The organism is Halalkalicoccus sp. NIPERK01 (genome assembly GCF_030287405.1).
Taxonomy (GTDB): Archaea; Halobacteriota; Halobacteria; order Halobacteriales; family Halalkalicoccaceae; genus Halalkalicoccus.
In genome coordinates, this window is the sequence record NZ_JASVVV010000007.1 from 129,431 (window position 1) to 145,996 (window position 16,566).

The following is a 16,566-nucleotide window of genomic DNA, read 5'->3' on the forward strand; positions in this document are numbered from 1 at the left end:
TGTTAGCTAGCGAGGGTAAAAAGCGTTCAGTCGACGGAAAGGCCGATGGTGCTCGACGACGACCGTCGAACCATGACGCTGGATCCGGTCGTCCGCCGTGGGAACGAGGTCGAGTACGAACCCGTCGAGGCCGCCGACGGGCTCGAAAAGGGCGTGCTGATCGACGAGAGCGACGGCGCGCCGACCTTCGCGCTGCGGCGATTCGCCCTCGCGCCCGGCGCCGAGGTGCCGAAACACGAAAACGAGGTCGAGCACGAACAGTACGTCCTCGAAGGCGAGTACGTGGTCGGTGTCGGGGACCAGGAGTACGCCGTTTCGGCCGGCGATTCGCTGTTGATTCCGGCCGGCGTCGTTCACTGGTACAGAAACGAGGGGAGCGATCCGGGCGCGTTCCTGTGTGCGGTTCCGAACGGCGACGATACGATCTCGCTCGTGGAGTGACAGTCGACGGTAAGTGATAGGCACAAATACCTCGCGGACGTAGGGCCGCCAGTGTCAACGCAGCGCCAGCGGGTCGGGACGCTCTTTCTCCACGGGACCGGCGACGACTACCTCGCCGTCCCGATCCGGGACGACGAACGCCTGTTCCAGGCCGTCCTCGAACTCAAGGAGACGAACGCGGGCCCGCGTCCGGGGAAGTTCCGCATCAAGCGCGACTCGACCCAGGAGCCACGCAGTCCCGAGGAGTTCGTCGAGTTCGCGCGCGGGGCCGACCGGATCCGCATCTCCGAGCAGACCTCGCGGGAGGGCCGCGCCGAACTCCGCGAGATGCTCTCGGGCTACCAGCTCGACGCCCGTGTCGTGCGCACCTGCCGGCTGTGTGCCTCGGCGGGGCGGTACTCGCCGCTGACGGGAGAGACGGCGATCGAGACCGGGCGCGAGCAGGTCTGTCCCGACTGTGCGTTCCGCGAACTCGAACGCGAACTCTCGTACGCGGGCGGGGTGACGGGCGCGGCCGAGGACCGGCTGAAAGAACTGCTCCTCGAGGTCCAGGACCTCGAACGGATCACGAACCTGCTTTCGGGCCAGCTCGATCCCGACCTCACGAAGTTCGACGAGATCAGCGCGACGACGGACGAGGTCGACCCCGTCCCCGTCGACTCGCTCGACCTGCACCCGAAGCTACAGGGTCTGCTGGAGGGACGGTTCGACGACCTGCTGCCGGTCCAGAGCCTCGCCGTCGAGAACGGGCTGTTCGACGGCGAGGATCAGCTCGTCGTCTCGGCGACGGCAACGGGGAAAACCCTCGTCGGGGAGATGACCGGAATCGACCGCGTACTGAAGGGCGAGGGAAAGATGCTCTTTCTCGTTCCCCTGGTAGCGCTCGCCAACCAGAAACACGAGGACTTTCTCGATACCTACGGCGGTCTGGTCGACGTCACCCTCCGGGTGGGCGCGAGCCGCGTTCGTGACGACGGCAACCGCTTCGACCCGGGCGCGGACGTGATCGTCGGCACCTACGAGGGGATCGACCACGCCCTGCGAACGGGCAGGGATCTGGGCGACATCGGCACGGTCGTCATCGACGAGGTCCACACGCTGAAGGAGGGCGAGCGGGGCCACCGCCTCGACGGGCTGATCGCCCGGCTGAAGGACTACTGCGAGCAGCGCGCGGCTCGTGCGCAGCGAGGCTCGCGAAACGGTTACTCGGGTGCCCAGTGGATCTACCTCTCGGCGACCGTCGGCAACCCCGAGTGGCTCGGCCGGAAGCTCGAGGCCCGACTGATCGAGTTCGAGGAGCGTCCCATCCCGATCGAGCGCCACCTCACGTTCGCCGACGGGGCGGAGAAGCCCCGGATCGAGAACCGCCTCGTGAAACGGGAGTTCGACCGGAAGTCCTCGAAGGGGTATCGCGGCCAGACGATCGTCTTCACCAACTCCCGGCGGCGGTGTCACGAAATAAGTAGAAAGTTGGAGTACGACGCCGCGCCCTATCACGCCGGTCTCGATTACGGCCGTCGAAAGAAGGTCGAGCGGATGTTCGCCGAACAGGAGCTCTCGGCGGTCGTGACGACGGCGGCGCTCGCCGCCGGGGTGGACTTCCCCGCCTCGCAGGTGATCTTCGACTCGCTGGCGATGGGCATCGAGTGGCTCTCGGTCCAGGAGTTCCACCAGATGCTCGGGCGGGCGGGCCGGCCCGACTACCACGACCGCGGGACGGTCTACCTGCTGGTCGAACCCGACTGTTCGTATCACTCGAGCATGGAGGGGACCGAGGACGAGGTCGCCTTCACGCTGCTGAAAGACGAGATGGAGCCGGTTCGGACGGACCACGACGAGTCGGCGGCGGTCGAGGAGACCCTGGCGAATGTCACCGTCGGGGGCAAGCGCGCGAAGGCGCTCAACGACAGGATGATCGGCGAGATTCCGACGACGCACGCGATCGGCAAGCTGCTGGAGTACGACTTCATCGACGGGTTCGAGCCCACCCCCCTGGGACGGGCCGTGACGCGGCACTTCCTCGCGCCCGACGAGGCGTTCAAGATCCTCGACGGGATCCGAAAGGGGAACGATCCCCTCGACATCGTCGCGGAGATGGAGTTATACGGGGACGAACGCCAGTGAGATCGGCGTGAAGGCGATGCCCAGATACGCGAGCAACACGACGAGCACCGCCCCCGGAACCCCGCCGATCGCGACGATCAACAGGACGATCGGGGTGATCTCGACGCCGAAGCCGAACACAGACGCAAGGATCAGGGCGACGAGACCGACGACCGCGTTGACGATGAACGGACGGACGGTGTGGATCACGCGGTACGAGCCGAGGAGGAGGACGACGACCGCGGCGAGGACGGCGACTTCCAGACCGGTAACCATACCCGACGATAGGTACGCGGCCGGTAAGAACGAAACGTTTTCCTCGTCCGCCGGGAAAAGGGGAATGCGGGACCGTGGGGTAGCTTGGTATCCTTGCGGCCTTGGGTGCCGTTGACCCCGGTTCAAATCCGGGCGGTCCCACTCGTTTTCGACGCCGTCCGAATCGATGAGGATGTCTCACGACTAGTGTGACATGGGATTGGCCCATCCAATAAACATAAAAACATATAAATTAGTAATATAATAGATAAGATGTTAGAGATGAGCATCAGGGATTCGAACGTGGTAGCCTCGCCGGCTTTCGATTCTATCGACGGTATTTACCACATGACGCACGATGGGAGGAAAAATCGCTGTCGACGACGGTAGTGCTTGCCCTCTGTGACGTCGCGGGGATCGATCCGACAGACTTTCAACTGTACACCTACGTCGATCCGGAGTCGCTGGACGCGTTGTTCTCGCCGCTCGACGACGCCGGCGACGAGCGCGGCCGCGTCGAGATCGCCGCCCTCGGCTACCGGATTTCGATCTACAGTTCCGGCGAGATCGAGATCCGACCGACGGGACCGGAGACGCCGCGGACGTCCGACTGACGCCGAACGCACATCGGGCGAAATGAGAGGTCATTTAGCGGCCGGCGTCGAACGATAGCTATGGCAACGGCAGACGTACAGCGACGGGCGAAGGACCGTCCGCTGGCGGCGGCACTCGTTCTGACGGCGCTTGGCTACGCGCTCGTCGTCGGGACGTTCGCCGGCGTCGTCCCGCTGTACCCCGATATCGGCGAACCGGGCGTCGATCTGCTCTCGCACGCGATCGCGGTCGTCAACACGACTGCGACGATATCGCTCGTACTGGGATGGTACTGGATCCGAAGGGACGAGGTCGACAGCCACAGGAGCGCGATGGTGCTGTCGTTCGTCCTGATCGTGTTGTTCCTCCTGCTCTATCTCCCGAAGGTCGGTGGCGGCGGGGAGAAACACTTCGTCCTCGCCACGGGATACGACTGGGTGCCGCTGTGGGGCTGGATCGAACCCGCGTACCTGATCATGCTCGCGATCCACATCGTCCTCTCGGTGCTCGCGGTGCCGCTCGTACTGTACGCGATCGTCCTCGGGTTGACACACACGCCGAGCGAACTCGCCGGGACGCGCCACGCGACGGTGGGACGGCTCGCCGCCGGGACGTGGATCCTCAGTTTGTCCCTCGGCGTCGTCACCTACGTCATGCTCAACCACCTCTACGCCGCGGAGTTCGTCCCGGCCTAACCGCCCGGTAACCCGACGGATGAGCGCCCGGTTCGCTCAGCTTCATGACGGGGCGTTTCGTCGGGACGAGTATGAGCATCAGTTCGCTCGATGGGGCGTCGGTCGTATACACCGCGCGGCCGCCCGAACGCGAGGAACTCGCGACGGCAGTGGTCGAAGCCATCGCCGTCGCCGAAGGGGTCGACCCGATCGACCTCGACGTGCGGATCGGTGACGTCGTCGACCCGGACGCCCTGAACGCGCTGTTCGGATCGGCCATGGATCGGTCGGGGCGGTTCGTCTTCCGGTTGGCGGGGTATCTCGTCCGCCTGTCCGCGAACCGGGAGATCACGCTCTACCGCGCGTAGCTACACCAGCAACGACGCGATCCCCAGGACGATACAGGCGGTGCTGAACCAGCGCGTCAGTGTCATCGAGAACCCCGTGACGGCCCGCGTGTCGGCGACCATACTCACGAGTGCGAGGACGAAGAAGGTCAGCGAAAGCTCGAAGACCGTCATCAGACGTTCCTCCTCTGCTGTCGTGGAGACGAGCGTCCGCTCACGGCCGGGAGAACGGACATCAGAACCTTTGTTATATCCCTCCTAAGCCCGGTAGAAAGGTCCGACGCTAGTCAGACGCTGTCGATGAGCTGGGAGGGCGTGATGACCTCGACATTGCTCTGCTCGATGTGATCGAGCACTTCGCGCAGCTGTTCGACGGTGATGTCGGCGTGGGGGCTGGGCTCCTCTGCGTCCTCGGGTTCGACGCCGTGTGCCAGTCCGACCGCGAGCTGGTTGTGCTGTGCGGCCATGTCGATGAGGCTCGTAAAGCCACCGATGTCGTGCATGTCGACCCGCGAGAGGTGCATCGCGTCCGTCGGTGGGACGTTGCTGTTGTTGCCGGCGAAGTAGAAGCAGGTCTCGTGGTACTCGCGGGCGATGTCGATCACCTCCTGGTTGACGCTGTGGTAGGGGGCGAACATGTGGCGCGCGCCGTCGGGGAACCCGCGGTTGTCGAGGTACTGGAAGTCGGATTCGATCCGGTTGCGCGCCTCCTCGGGGTCGACCTCGGCGAGTCCGGTCCCCGGATCGGGATGCGAGGAGATGTCCCAACCGGCGTCGCGCATCTCCCGCAGTTGATCGATGTGCAACCGACCATCGCGGTTGAGCGAGTTCGGGATGACCGCCGCCGCCGCCTGATAGCCGTACTCCTCGAGGATCGGGAACGCGCGCTCGTACTGGCTGGCGACGCCGTCGTCGAAACTGAGGATGACGTAGCCCTGATCGGCCGCGGGCGTCATTCGGAGGTCGTCGATCCAGAAGCGGATCTCCTCTTCCTCCTGGGTCTGGATGTAGATGCGCATCTCCTGGACGTTCCCGAGGTTCGGCTCGCCGCGCTGGCCGGTCCAGCCGGCGTCCATGCGGAACCAGCCCTCGTGCGAACCGAGCATCGTCCGGGTCGTCCAGAGCTGATCGGCCCGCGCCGGTGCGTCGACTTCGAGTCGGACACGGGCGGGACGGGGGGAGTCGACGCGGATCGCCATCGAGAGGTGGTTACCCGAGGCGTCGAGACCGTCGGGGAACGCCTGGAAGACACCCGCCGTAGTGCCCTGGTTCTCGATCCGCAGCGACTGGCTGCCGGTGAGCGCCGCTTCGCCGTCGCCGGCCACGTTGCTCTCCTCCATCGGGGCCCAGTTCTCGACGTCCTCGAAGTCGTCGATCAGTTCGCCGGCATCGATAGCCGGCGGCGTGGCCTGGGACTCGTCGCCGTTCCCGCCGCCTAAGCCGCCGTTCCCGTTCCCGTTTCCGTTCCCGTTCCCGCCGTTCCCCTCGCCGCTGCCGAGTATATCGGTACAACCGGCGAGTCCGAGAGAGCCGACACCGACCCCTGCGAGGAACTGGCGACGGTTTGGACGCTTCGTCATAGTCACTCCCTTATCGGGGCCGAGCGGACTTGGTTATTCGGTATGAAAGACGCTTATCGGATACGTAAATACGATCACATACCTGTCGAAGATCGGCAGACTCCGACCGAATAGGCAGTGGATAGTTCGATCGAAGGTAGTGATTAATGTGATCGCACGACACGGTCAGGGCTTCCTTTCACTGCTGGTGAACGACCGAAATGGGGGGAGCCGTCGACCTCGTTCCGATCCAGTCCGAAAACGCGAAACGAACGAATCGAGCGGTCGAACCGGCTACGGCTCCGTGGATCGTTCGCCGATACCGGGGATCGAACCCCGCGTATCGCGGATTTAGCCGGACGTTAACGACCCGCCGAGCCCGGTAGTGACCCCGTTGCGGCCGTATACCGGATCTTATAGGAGGCGGGACGACGACGATCCGGTATGAGTCTCTTCGGAACGAGCGGTATCCGCGGACCGGTCGGCGACGTCGTCACCGGCGACCTCGCGCTCTCGGTCGGTCGAGCGGTCGCCACCGAGGGCGCGGATCGAATCGTGATCGGGCGCGATCCCCGCGAGAGCGGCGAGTGGCTGCTCGAGGCCGTCACGGCGGGCGCCCGCGAGTGCGGCGCTGACGTCCTCGACGCGGGGATGGTCGCGACGCCGACGCTCGCTCGCGCCGTCGGTCGCGAGGACGCCAACGCGGGGGTCGTGGTGACGGCCTCACACAACCCGCCGGAGGACAACGGGCTCAAACTCTGGAACCCCTCCGGACAGGCGTTCGACGCCGCCCAGTGCGAGCGGATCGAGGGCCGGATCGGGTCGGACGAGTACGATCTCGGCAGGTGGGACGAGGGCGGGACCCGAACGATCGTCGAGGACGCCACCGAGCGCCACGCCGAGGAACTCGTCGAGGCGGTCGGCGGAGCGGGCTCCCTCGACGGGCTCTCGGTCGTCGTCGACCTGGGCAACGGCGCGGGCGGCGTCACCGTCACCGCTCTCGAACGCCTCGGCTGTGACGTCGAGGCGATGAACGCCGACCCCGACGGGAGCTTCCCGAACCGGCCCTCGGAGCCGACCGCTGAGAACTGCGAGGGGCTCTGTGAACGGGTCACCGAAACCGATGCGGACCTCGGGATCGCCCACGACGGCGACGCCGACCGGACCATGGCCGTCGACGAGCGGGGGCGGTTCGTCCCGAAGGACGTGCTGCTCGCGCTGTTCGCGCGCGAGGCCGCGAGCGAGGGGACCCGCGTCGCCGTCCCGGTCGATACGAGCCTCGTCGTCGAGGACGAACTCGCGAAGATCGGCGCGTCGGTCACGCACACGAAGGTGGGCGACGTCCACGTCGCCGAACGAGCGACCGAACCCGACGTGGTCTTCGGCGGCGAGCCGAGCGGGGCGTGGATCTGGCCGGAGGAGACGCTCTGTCCCGACGGCCCGCTCGCGGCGTGTAAGCTCGCGGCCACGGTAACGAAGACGCCGCTATCGGGACTCGTCGACGGCGTCGTCTCTCCGCACCTGCGCCGGGAGAACGTCGAGACCGATCGAAAGGAGGCGGTGATGGATCACGTCGCGGCGGCCGTCCCCGAGGCCTACCCCGAGGCCGACCTGCTGACGATCGACGGCGTTCGCGTCGGCTTTTCCGACGGGTGGTTCCTGCTCCGGGCGAGCGGCACCCAGCCGCTCGTGCGCGTGACGGCCGAATCCCGCCGAGAGGAGCGCGCGGAGGAACTGCTGGCGGTCGCCCTGGACCTCGTCGACGACGCCCTTCGAAGCATGTGAACGCCGCCCGCGGACGGGTGGGAATCGCCATACATTAACCGGCAGATAACAAAGCCGGGTACCAAGAAACGATCCGACAATGCAAACAGTGATTCTCGCGGCGGGCCAAGGAACCCGCCTTCGTCCCCTTTCGGAGTCGGTACCGAAGCCGATGTTGCCGGTCGCCGGCCGTCCGATCGCCGCCCACGTCGCCGACGCGGCGGTCGCCGGCGGCGCCGACGAGTTGATCTTCGTGACGGGCTACATGGCCGACGTCGTCGAGTCGTACTTCGGCGAGACCTACCGTGGGGCGCCGGTCAGCTACGCCACCCAGGAGGAGCAGTTGGGTACGGCCCACGCCGTCCGGGCCGCCCGCGAGCACCTCTCCGAGGAGTTCGCCGTCCTCAACGGCGACAACCTCTACGATCCCGAGAGCATCGCCGAACTCTTCTCGAACGGGCCCGCCATCGGCGTCTTCGAGGTCGCCGAGCCCTCGAACTACGGCGTGCTCTCGACGGCCGGCGGGCGCGTGACGGACATCGTCGAGAAGCCCGCGGAACCCCCGACGAACCTCGCGAACGCCGGAGTCTATCTCTTCCCTGCGGAGGCGCGGGAGTTCCTCGACGTACCGATGAGCGAGCGGGGCGAACACGAACTCACCGACGTCCTCGCGCGCGTGATCGAGGACCACGACGTCACGCCCGTGGCGCTCGACCGATGGATGGACGTCGGGCGCGCGTGGGAGCTCCTGGAGGCGAACGAACTCCTGCTGGGCGAGAACCGGGGACGGATCGACGGCGAGGTCGACCCCGACGCCACCGTCGAAGGCGTCGTTGTAATCGAGGAGGGCGCGACGGTCGAGTCCGGGGTGACGATCGAGGGGCCCGCCTACATCGGATCAGGTTGTTCGGTCGGCCCGAACGCCTACATCCGGGGGGCGACCCTGCTGGAGGGAGACGTCCACGTCGGACAGGCGGTCGAGATCAAAAACAGCGTGATCATGCGCGGGACGAACGTCCCCCACCTCTCCTATGTCGGCGACAGCGTCCTCGGGCGGGACGTGAACCTCGGTGCGGGGACGAACGTCGCGAACCTGCGCCACGACGGCGAGGACGTGAAGCTCACCGTCAAGGGCGAGCGGACCTCGACCGGACGACGCAAGTTCGGCGTCGTCGTCGGCCACGGCGCGAAGACGGCGATCAACACGAGCCTCGCACCCGGCGTGACCCTCTCGGGGGACGCGACCACGACGCCCGGGGAGTCGGTCCTCCGTGACCGGTAGACTCGTGACACGAGATTGATAACGCCGGTGGCAGTACGATCAGGGACCAGTACATGAAACGGACACTCGTCACCGCGTTCATCTCCATCGCCGGCGCGAACGTCGCCGCGACGTTCCTCGGAGCGGTGATGACGCCGATCCTCGTGCGGATCCTCGGCCCGTCGCAGTACGGCACCTACGCGACCGTGATGTCGGTGTTCGCGCTGCTGATGATCGCCGTGAGTTCGGGCGTCGACAGCGGGACGCGCAAGTACCTCGCCGAGAACCGCGACGACCCCGACTGGCACGACAACGTCTTCGGCTACTACTTCCGGATCGCGACGGTCCTCGCGCTCGTCGCGAGCGCCCTGCTGATCGCCGCGGCCCAGATCGGGGTCGTCGACGCCACCCTCGGCGAGGAGTACGCCTTCTTCTTCTTCCTGCTCGCGGTCATCACGATCATGGCCCAGTTTCGCGAGTACGTCCGGCGCTCGCTGCTGGGGCTGAAACTCGAACACATCTCCGAACCGCTCCACGTCGCACAGAAGGCCTTTTTCTTCCTGTTCTCCATCTCGCTCGCGTATCTGGGCTACGGCGTGACCGGCGTGCTCGTGGGGCACATCCTCGCGGACGCGCTCGTCACGGCGATCGGCCTCGTCGGACTGGCGGGACACGTCTCGCTGTCGTCGGTCTTCGAGCGCACCCCCGAGGGCTTTCCCCGCCGGGAACTGCTCAGTTTCAACAACCTCTCGATCGTCTACATCTTCCTGCTGACCTCCCTGTACCACGTCGACGTCCTCATGCTCCAGGCGTACACGACCGAGGCACAGGTCGGCTACTACAAGGCGGCGCTCGTGCTCGCGGAGTTCCTCTGGCTCGCACCCAAGGCAGTTCAGTCGGTGATGATCCAGTCCGCGTCCGAACTCTGGCACCGCGACCGGATCGAACAGATCACCTCGCTGGCCTCGAAGGCGACGCGCTACACGCTGTTGTTGACGGCGCTGATGGCGATCGGGATCGCCGTCCTCGCGGCACAGTTCGTCCCGCGGTACTACGGGGCGGAGTTCACGCCGACGATCACGCCGTTGCTCCTCCTGCTCCCCGGGACGGTGGGCTTCGCCGTCGCCCGCCCGATCCTCTCGGTGAGTCACGCGCGCGGGGACATGCGGGTCATGATTCTCGCGACGGGGGCGGCGGCGGCGATGAACGTCGTGCTCAACGTCGCGCTGATCCCACGGTTCGGGATCGAAGGGGCGGCGGTCGCGACCTCGCTCGGCTACCTCTCGCTGCCGATGTTCCACCTCTGGGGCGCACGCGCCATCGGCTACAACCCGCTGGGCGACATCCGCCCGATCCCCGTCTCGATCACCGTCGCGGTCACGGGCGGCGTGCTCGTCGCGATCGCGCTCGGGATCGACGCGCTGATCGGGTCGCCGCTCGCCACCGTCGGCGTTCCGCTGACGAATACGACGCTTCCGATCGACGCCGCACTGGTCGCGTTCGTGGTCATCCCACCAGCCGGGCTGGTGGTGTACGGGATACTGACGCTGCTGACGCGGGCGATCGATCCGTCCGAGATCGCACAGATCCTCCGCGGGATGCCCGGACCGCTGGGCCGTCACGCCTCGACGATCCAGCGCCTCTTCGGCGAGACCGACGAGACCAGAGGCTGACTCACCGGTCCGAGAACCGATCGAACAGGTCGCTGGCCGTCCGTTCGAGCAACGATGGCCGGTCGTAGACGGCCTGGTCCTCCGTCCACGAGAGGAGTTCGCGAACGCGCCGTTCCACCTCGGGGGTACGCCGATCGGGGACGGTTCCCGTCTCGACCGCCAGCGCCGTCTCCATCACCGACCGGTGTGAGCTGTTGCGGATGACGTTGAGGAGGGTGAGCAGTTCGTCCTGTCGGGCGTCGCCGTCCCAGAGCCCGTCCTGCGTGAGGTGTTCGCGCGGCTGGCGCACGAGCGTGACCGGGTTGCCGCCCGCGGCCCGCCGCAGCCACCCCGCGTAGCGCTGGTTGAAGATCCGAACCGCGAGTTCCTGCCAGTGGGCCGCGTACTCGTCGGGGTCGGCCATGAGTTCCGAGAGCCGATGGAGGTGGGCCAGACGCTCCTCGCGTCGGGATCCATCGTCGAGGAGATCGACACCGTCGTCGGTTTCCTCCGTGACGAGGAGCGTCGCGCTCGCGGGCGTCGGGCCGTCGAAGGAGACCTCGAGCGAGAGCCCCCACCCGGCTTTCGGCCGGGACGTGTGGTTGAACAGGAAGTTCCCGAGGCTGTAGAAGATCGGCGTGCCCTCGTAGCGTTCCCAGCCCTGTGGGACGTGTGGGTGGTGGGCCACGACGAGGTCGGCGCCCACCTCGGACAGCCGTCGCAGTCGGCGTTGCCACTGGATCGGTGGAAGCGGGACGAACTCGACGCCCCCGTGTGCGACGAGGATCACCGCGTCCGCGCGGTCGCTCGCGCGTTCGACGACCCGGGGGGCGTCCGGATGGCCGATCCAGGCGGTCCCCGGCCTCGACTCGGTCGCGACGCCGAACTCCCGTTCGCAGGCGTTGACGATGGCGACGTCGGTCCCGTCGACCGTCAGATACTGGGGGGCGAGCGCGTCGGTGATGTCGGTGCCGACGCCGACGGTGTCGAGGCCGGCGGCCTCACACGCGTCGACCGTGCCGGTGAGGCCGTTGAGGCCGTAGTCCATCGTGTGGTTGTTCGCGAGCGCGACGGTGTCGAACCCGGCGTCCGCGAGCGCCGCCGGGACGTCGGGGTGTGACTCCTTGCGTGGACCGGCTTTCGGGATCGAGTCGTCGGCCGGGATCGGGGCCTCGAGGTTGAGAATCGAGACGTCGTTCGACGCGACGCGATCCCCCAGCGACTCTCCGATCATCGACGGCGTCGGCGGTTCGTCGTGGACGCAGTCGCCCGCGACGTAGAGCGACCACGTCTCCCCACCGGCCTCCGAGAGTTGGAGACAGTCGTCAGTAGCGCCACACATTCTACTCGTCCTAAAACCGGACGGGAACTTAACTACCCGCTTTGCGTAGACGGGGCATGCTATCCACGCGCACTCTTTATCGAACCGATAATAAAGCGATGGGCACTAGTACGGGACAGTGATGTGGACCGTCTCGTTCCCCGCACGCCCCCGTTCGGCGCCGATACAGCCGCCGCCTCTCGTGACACGGCTCGATCAAGTCGCCATCCAGCGAGCGCTGCTCGTCCTGGGCGTGAGCCTGTTCGTCGTGGGTCTCGGAATCACCGCCGGGCTTCCGGGCGGCGATCTGGCGTCGGGCCCGATCTCGACCGATGACGACGATTCGGAAGGGCCCGAGAGCCCGGAGGGCGGCAGCACGGGCGGCGGTGGGGACGAAACGGACACGGAGGGCGGCGGAGACGGTAGCGACGGCGGGGACGAGACCGACGCCCCGCCGGACGACGGCGGTGACGGAAGCGACGGTGAGGGGTCGGACGGGAGCGACGACGAGCCGCCGGAGGACGACGGCGGAGACGAGGACGACGGAAACGGGGGCCCGATATTCGGCGGCGGTGACGGAACGGATGACGGCGGGACAGGTGACGGCTCCGACGGGACGGACGGCGGCGACGAAGCGGATGACGACGGAACGGATGGCAACGAGGATGACGGGAACGGTGGTCCGATCTTCGGCGGCGGCGGTGACGACGCGACGGACGACGGCGGCGAGACGGACGACGGTGGGACCGACGGGACCAGCGGGACTGACGGGGTCGACGAATCAGACGAGACGGATGGAGACGACGGTACGACGGACACGGAGGAGGGTGACGACACCGAGGAGACGGGCGGAACCGACGGCGATGAGACGGGAGACGGGAACGAGACCGACGACGGCGGCAGTCCGATCTTCGGCGGCTGACCTCAGAGAACCGATTCGGATCGGACGAGGCCGTACGGTGTACTGATGGTGTCTCCCGCGGCGTAGTCGAGCCACGTGCGGGCGTCGTTGATCCGGAGTTTGATTCGGGGAGGAAGGGCGTGGATGTCGGGTCGACCGGCGAACAGACGCTGATCGAGGTCGTTCTCGTCGTAGATGCGGTCCCGGTCGGGCCACGGCGTTCCGAAGGGGCTGATCCCCGGGAGTTTCTTGCGGAGGTACTTCTCCACCTGGTTGAGCTGATAGGAGCGGTGTGGCCGATCCGGCGGCCGATACCGGAAGATGTCCGGATCGACCATCCGAAGGGCCTTCTGGTAGGTGCGGTCGTTTCTGTGCTCCGGGGGTGTCGTGAGGTGCCAGTCGATGAGTTCCGAATCGGCCGCGACGAAGCTCTCGAGGAACTGATCCGCGAGGTGGGTCCTGAACGGCAGCGCGGACTTGGATTTGATGCCGAGCAACGCCATCGCGTTGTAGCGCGAATCCGCCCGGTCGAACCCCCGTCGGTAGTGGCGCGCGATCGTGTCCTCGAGGAACTCCTCGGGGGTGTCGGCGTCGATCTCCGGGCAGTCGACGAGCGTCCGGTCGCCGTCGGCGTAGAAGCCGAACTTGTCGGCGAAAAGCCTCGTGACGTCGGGATCGGGGTCGAGTCGCGGCAGCGGGAAGTCCCGGTCGATGACGTCGAGATGGACGGTGTCGTGGGGAACGAAGCGACCCCTGAGCAGGGTATCGAGGAAGAGTCCGTGATAGACCGCGTCCGTGGTGATCTCGGCCGTGTTCCCCCGGTGGTGGATGTGGACCGACTCGCGGATCCCGTTCGTGTACTGGACGATGTCCGGGCCGGCCGCGAGGTAGTTCTCGTTTACGAGCAGCGTCTGGTGGCGCGAGCCGTACTGGCTTGCGACCTTGCGTGCGACCCTGACCTCGGGCGTCTGCGGCGTCCCGAGGGTGTAACAGACGTCGACGTCGGGGAGACGTGCGAGCAGCAGGCGCGAGTCGAACCCGGCGCTCATCAGCATCCCCTTCGTGCCGGGGTAGGACGCGCGCCGGTCGACCGCGCGCTCGAGGCGGGACGCGAGTTCCTCCGTGTAGTCGAACGTCTTCGGTTCGTAGACGAATCGCGAGAGCGCCTCGGTGGAGTCGGCGGTGAGGTAGCTATCGAACGGGAGGCGCCGTACCTCCTCGATGGCGGTCGTCCCGCCGAACGTCAGCCCGAAGTGGACGACCTCACAGAGGCCGCGACAGTCGAGCGTCGGCGAGGGGAGCGTCCGTGTCAGCGCCGTCGCGTCCGTACCGAACCACCGGGTGGCGGTGTCCGTGTAGAAACACTCCCAGGAGTGTATCGGATCGTTGGCGACGAGCGCCTCGCCGCCGTGTTCGACGACGGCGATGTACGACCCGTTCATCCCCTCGAAGGCGTCGTCCCCGTCCTCGGCGTAGCGCTCGAAGAGCCACGTCGCGGCCGACTCTTCGACACCCTCGGGCGGGAAGGCCTCCCCCCAGACGACACAGAGCCCGTCGGCCGACTCGTGTATCGCGGTTCGTCCGGGAACGCCGAGATACGGATCACGGATGCCGACGGTGATCGACTCACCGCTTACGAGCCGATCGAAATCGGTCGGGGAGCGAAACCGCGTGAACTGCTCGCGGTCATCGAACACCCCGAACAACTCCGTCCTCATATGAACGCACCTACAGGGAGGAGGACGATGTATCTTACCTTTATCTCACGTCGCTCGTTCCGTTATTAGATAGAAAAAGTGACTGTTAGACGGAAGCGAAATTACTCGACGGTGACGCTTTTCGCGAGGTTGCGCGGCTTGTCGATCGGACGGCCGAGCAGTCGTGCCGTGTAGTAGGAGACGAACTGGAGTTGAACGTTCGCGAGCAGTCCGCTGAGGTCGGGATGCGTGTCGGGGATCACCAGCACGTCGTCAGCGAACTCCGCGGTTCGCTCGCTCGCGGTGACGGCGATGATCTCCGCGCCGCGGGCCTGGGCCTCCTTCGCGTTGGTGTGTGTCTTCTCGTCGTGTTTCCCGTCGAACAGCGCGAAGATCGGGGTCCCCGGCGTGACGAGCGCGAGCGGGCCGTGTTTGAGCTCGCCCGCCGCGAAGCCCTCAGCGTGCTCGTACGTGATCTCCTTGAACTTCAGTGCGCCCTCGAGCGCGACCGGGTGTTGGAGGGCGTGGCCGATGAAGAAGTACGCGTCGCGATCGTCGTACTTCGAACTGAGCGCCTCGGCACGCGAGGTGCGGATCACCTCCTCGATCTGGTTCGGCAGCACCGAGAGCGCCTCGAGGAACGAACCGAGGTCCTCGCGGGCGTGCGCGCCCTCGATCTCCTCCGTGAGACGCTCGACGAGCAGGGCGAGCGTGACGACCTGCGAGGAGAACGTCTTGGTGGCGGCGACGCCGATCTCCGGGCCCGCCCGGATGTAGAGCACCTCGTCGGCCTCGCGGGAAACCGTCGAGCCGACGACGTTCGTCACCGCGAGCGTCCGGGCACCGGCCTTCCGGGCCGCCCTGAGCGCACCGAGGGTGTCCGCGGTCTCGCCGCTCTGCGTGACCGGGACGACGAGCGTCCCCTCGGGATCGGGGACCCGGCCGGTGAACTCGCTCGCCCGCGAGGTACGAACCCGAACGTTCGCCTCATCGAGGAGGCGTGCGCCGTACAGCGCCGCGTGGTAGGACGTCCCACAGGCGACGAAGTGAACCTCGGTGACGTCCTCGAAACAGCCCGACGGGAAGCCCTCGAGGTGAACGGCGGGGTCGTCGGGGTCGATTCGCCCCCGGATCGTGTTCGAGAGCGACTCGGGTTGGCTCTCGATCTCCTTCAGCATGTAGTGGTCGTAGCCGCCCTTGCCCGTCTCCTCGGGGTCCCAGTCGACGGTATCGATCTCGCGGGAGACCGGTCCGCCGTCGAGATCCGTGATCGAGAGCGAACCGTTCTCGACGGTGACGACGTCGCCGTCCTCGAGGTAGATCACCTCGTCGGTGAACTCGAGGAACGCGGGGACGTCACTGGCCAGATAGTAGGCGTCGTCGTGGAGGCCGACGACGAGCGGCGATCCCTGTCTCGCCGCGCGGACGGTGTCCTCGCCCTCGATCATCAGCGCGATGGCGTAGCTCCCTTCGAGACGCTCGACGGCGGCTCTGAACGCCCGGTCGCTGTCGAGGCCGTCCTCGAGGTAGTGCTCGACGAGGTGTGGGATGACCTCGGTGTCGGTGTCGCTCTCGAAGGAGTAACCGAGTCCCTCGAGCTCCGAGCGAAGCTCCTCGTAGTTGGAGATGACGCCGTTGTGAACGACGGCGACGTCACCCGAGGCGCTCGTGTGGGGGTGGGCGTTCGCGTCGGTCGGCGGGCCGTGGGTGCTCCAGCGGGTGTGGCCGATGCCGGAAACGCCCCTGGGGAGTTCCTTCACGAACCCGTCGGTGAGGTCGCTGATCTTACCGGCTCGTTTCCGGACGACGAGATCGGATCCGTTCTGGATCGCGAGTCCTGCGGAGTCGTATCCTCGATATTCGAGGTTCTTGAGGCCCGTCAGGACGGTGTCGACGGCGTCGTCCGAACCGACACACGCGATGATGCCGCACATATCAGTTCACCTCACCGCGCGGGGTTGGCTGTCGTCGGTACGTCTCGGGGGCGGGGTCGTTCG

15 protein-coding genes and 1 tRNA gene are annotated in these 16,566 nt (G+C 66.5%); 10 read left to right on the forward strand and 6 right to left on the reverse strand.

Translation table 11 applies throughout. From position 1 onward, the window contains the following. Positions 1-72: 72 nt before the first annotated feature. Entirely contained in the window at positions 73-441 is a 369-nt protein-coding gene (locus QRT08_RS16595; RefSeq protein WP_286047092.1) for a cupin domain-containing protein, read from the forward strand. Between the two features lie 51 nt (positions 442-492). Beyond that, positions 493-2,565 carry a DEAD/DEAH box helicase gene (locus QRT08_RS16600; RefSeq protein WP_286047093.1) on the forward strand — a complete coding sequence of 691 codons (2,073 nt, stop codon included), beginning with the start codon at positions 493-495 and terminating at the stop codon, positions 2,563-2,565. Here the strand turns inward: QRT08_RS16600 and QRT08_RS16605 are convergent. Continuing rightward, complete coding sequence (locus QRT08_RS16605; RefSeq protein WP_286047094.1) at positions 2,542-2,820, reverse strand: pro-sigmaK processing inhibitor BofA family protein; 279 nt, start codon at positions 2,818-2,820, stop codon at positions 2,542-2,544. The genes QRT08_RS16600 and QRT08_RS16605 overlap by 24 nt on opposite strands. A gap of 68 nt (positions 2,821-2,888) precedes the next feature. Between QRT08_RS16605 and QRT08_RS16610 the strand changes: the two genes are divergently transcribed. The 4 genes from QRT08_RS16610 (at position 2,889) to QRT08_RS16625 (ending at position 4,435) form a co-directional block, all read left to right on the forward strand. Continuing rightward, positions 2,889-2,961, forward strand: a tRNA-Pro gene (locus QRT08_RS16610). Between the two features lie 212 nt (positions 2,962-3,173). Beyond that, positions 3,174-3,413: a HalOD1 output domain-containing protein gene (locus tag QRT08_RS16615; protein WP_286047123.1), complete on the forward strand. Its 240-nt coding sequence runs from the start codon at positions 3,174-3,176 to the stop codon at positions 3,411-3,413. A 60-nt stretch (positions 3,414-3,473) separates the two neighbouring features. Continuing rightward, entirely contained in the window at positions 3,474-4,088 is a 615-nt protein-coding gene (locus tag QRT08_RS16620; RefSeq protein WP_286047095.1) for a DUF420 domain-containing protein, read from the forward strand. 71 nt (positions 4,089-4,159) lie between these two features. Continuing rightward, a complete protein-coding gene (locus tag QRT08_RS16625; RefSeq protein ID WP_286047096.1) occupies positions 4,160-4,435 on the forward strand; it encodes a HalOD1 output domain-containing protein in 276 nt (91 codons plus the stop codon). Here QRT08_RS16625 and QRT08_RS16630 read toward each other — a convergent pair whose 3' ends face one another. Then, positions 4,436-4,588, reverse strand: a complete 153-nt coding sequence (locus QRT08_RS16630; RefSeq protein WP_286047097.1) for a hypothetical protein — start codon at positions 4,586-4,588, stop codon at positions 4,436-4,438. It abuts the gene before it with no gap. Between the two features lie 113 nt (positions 4,589-4,701). Beyond that, on the reverse strand, positions 4,702-5,994 hold the full coding sequence (locus tag QRT08_RS16635) for a polysaccharide deacetylase family protein (protein ID WP_286047098.1): 1,293 nt from the start codon (positions 5,992-5,994) through the stop codon (positions 4,702-4,704). Between the two features lie 423 nt (positions 5,995-6,417). On the opposite strand from QRT08_RS16635, the gene glmM reads away from it, so the two are divergent. From glmM to QRT08_RS16650, 3 genes are all read left to right on the forward strand, one after another. Next, positions 6,418-7,758, forward strand: coding sequence for a phosphoglucosamine mutase (gene glmM / locus QRT08_RS16640; RefSeq protein WP_286047099.1), 1,341 nt, complete (start codon positions 6,418-6,420; stop codon positions 7,756-7,758). Between the two features lie 79 nt (positions 7,759-7,837). Next, positions 7,838-9,019 (forward strand): bifunctional sugar-1-phosphate nucleotidylyltransferase/acetyltransferase, encoded by a 1,182-nt coding sequence (glmU, locus tag QRT08_RS16645; protein WP_286047100.1) that lies wholly within the window; start codon positions 7,838-7,840, stop codon positions 9,017-9,019. A 53-nt stretch (positions 9,020-9,072) separates the two neighbouring features. Next, positions 9,073-10,671, forward strand: coding sequence for an oligosaccharide flippase family protein (locus QRT08_RS16650; protein WP_286047101.1), 1,599 nt, complete (start codon positions 9,073-9,075; stop codon positions 10,669-10,671). A 1-nt stretch (position 10,672) separates the two neighbouring features. Here QRT08_RS16650 and QRT08_RS16655 read toward each other — a convergent pair whose 3' ends face one another. Beyond that, the gene (locus QRT08_RS16655) at positions 10,673-11,992 is read right to left on the reverse strand and encodes a CapA family protein (protein ID WP_286047102.1); all 1,320 of its coding nucleotides are present in this window, start codon (positions 11,990-11,992) and stop codon (positions 10,673-10,675) included. A 121-nt stretch (positions 11,993-12,113) separates the two neighbouring features. Between QRT08_RS16655 and QRT08_RS16660 the strand changes: the two genes are divergently transcribed. Then, positions 12,114-12,893 carry a hypothetical protein gene (locus QRT08_RS16660; protein ID WP_286047103.1) on the forward strand — a complete coding sequence of 260 codons (780 nt, stop codon included), beginning with the start codon at positions 12,114-12,116 and terminating at the stop codon, positions 12,891-12,893. A gap of 2 nt (positions 12,894-12,895) precedes the next feature. Here QRT08_RS16660 and QRT08_RS16665 read toward each other — a convergent pair whose 3' ends face one another. After that, complete coding sequence (locus tag QRT08_RS16665; RefSeq protein WP_286047104.1) at positions 12,896-14,590, reverse strand: asparagine synthase-related protein; 1,695 nt, start codon at positions 14,588-14,590, stop codon at positions 12,896-12,898. Positions 14,591-14,691: 101 nt separating this feature from the next. Then, positions 14,692-16,503, reverse strand: coding sequence for a glutamine--fructose-6-phosphate transaminase (isomerizing) (gene glmS / locus QRT08_RS16670; protein ID WP_286047105.1), 1,812 nt, complete (start codon positions 16,501-16,503; stop codon positions 14,692-14,694). Positions 16,504-16,566 lie beyond the last annotated feature (63 nt).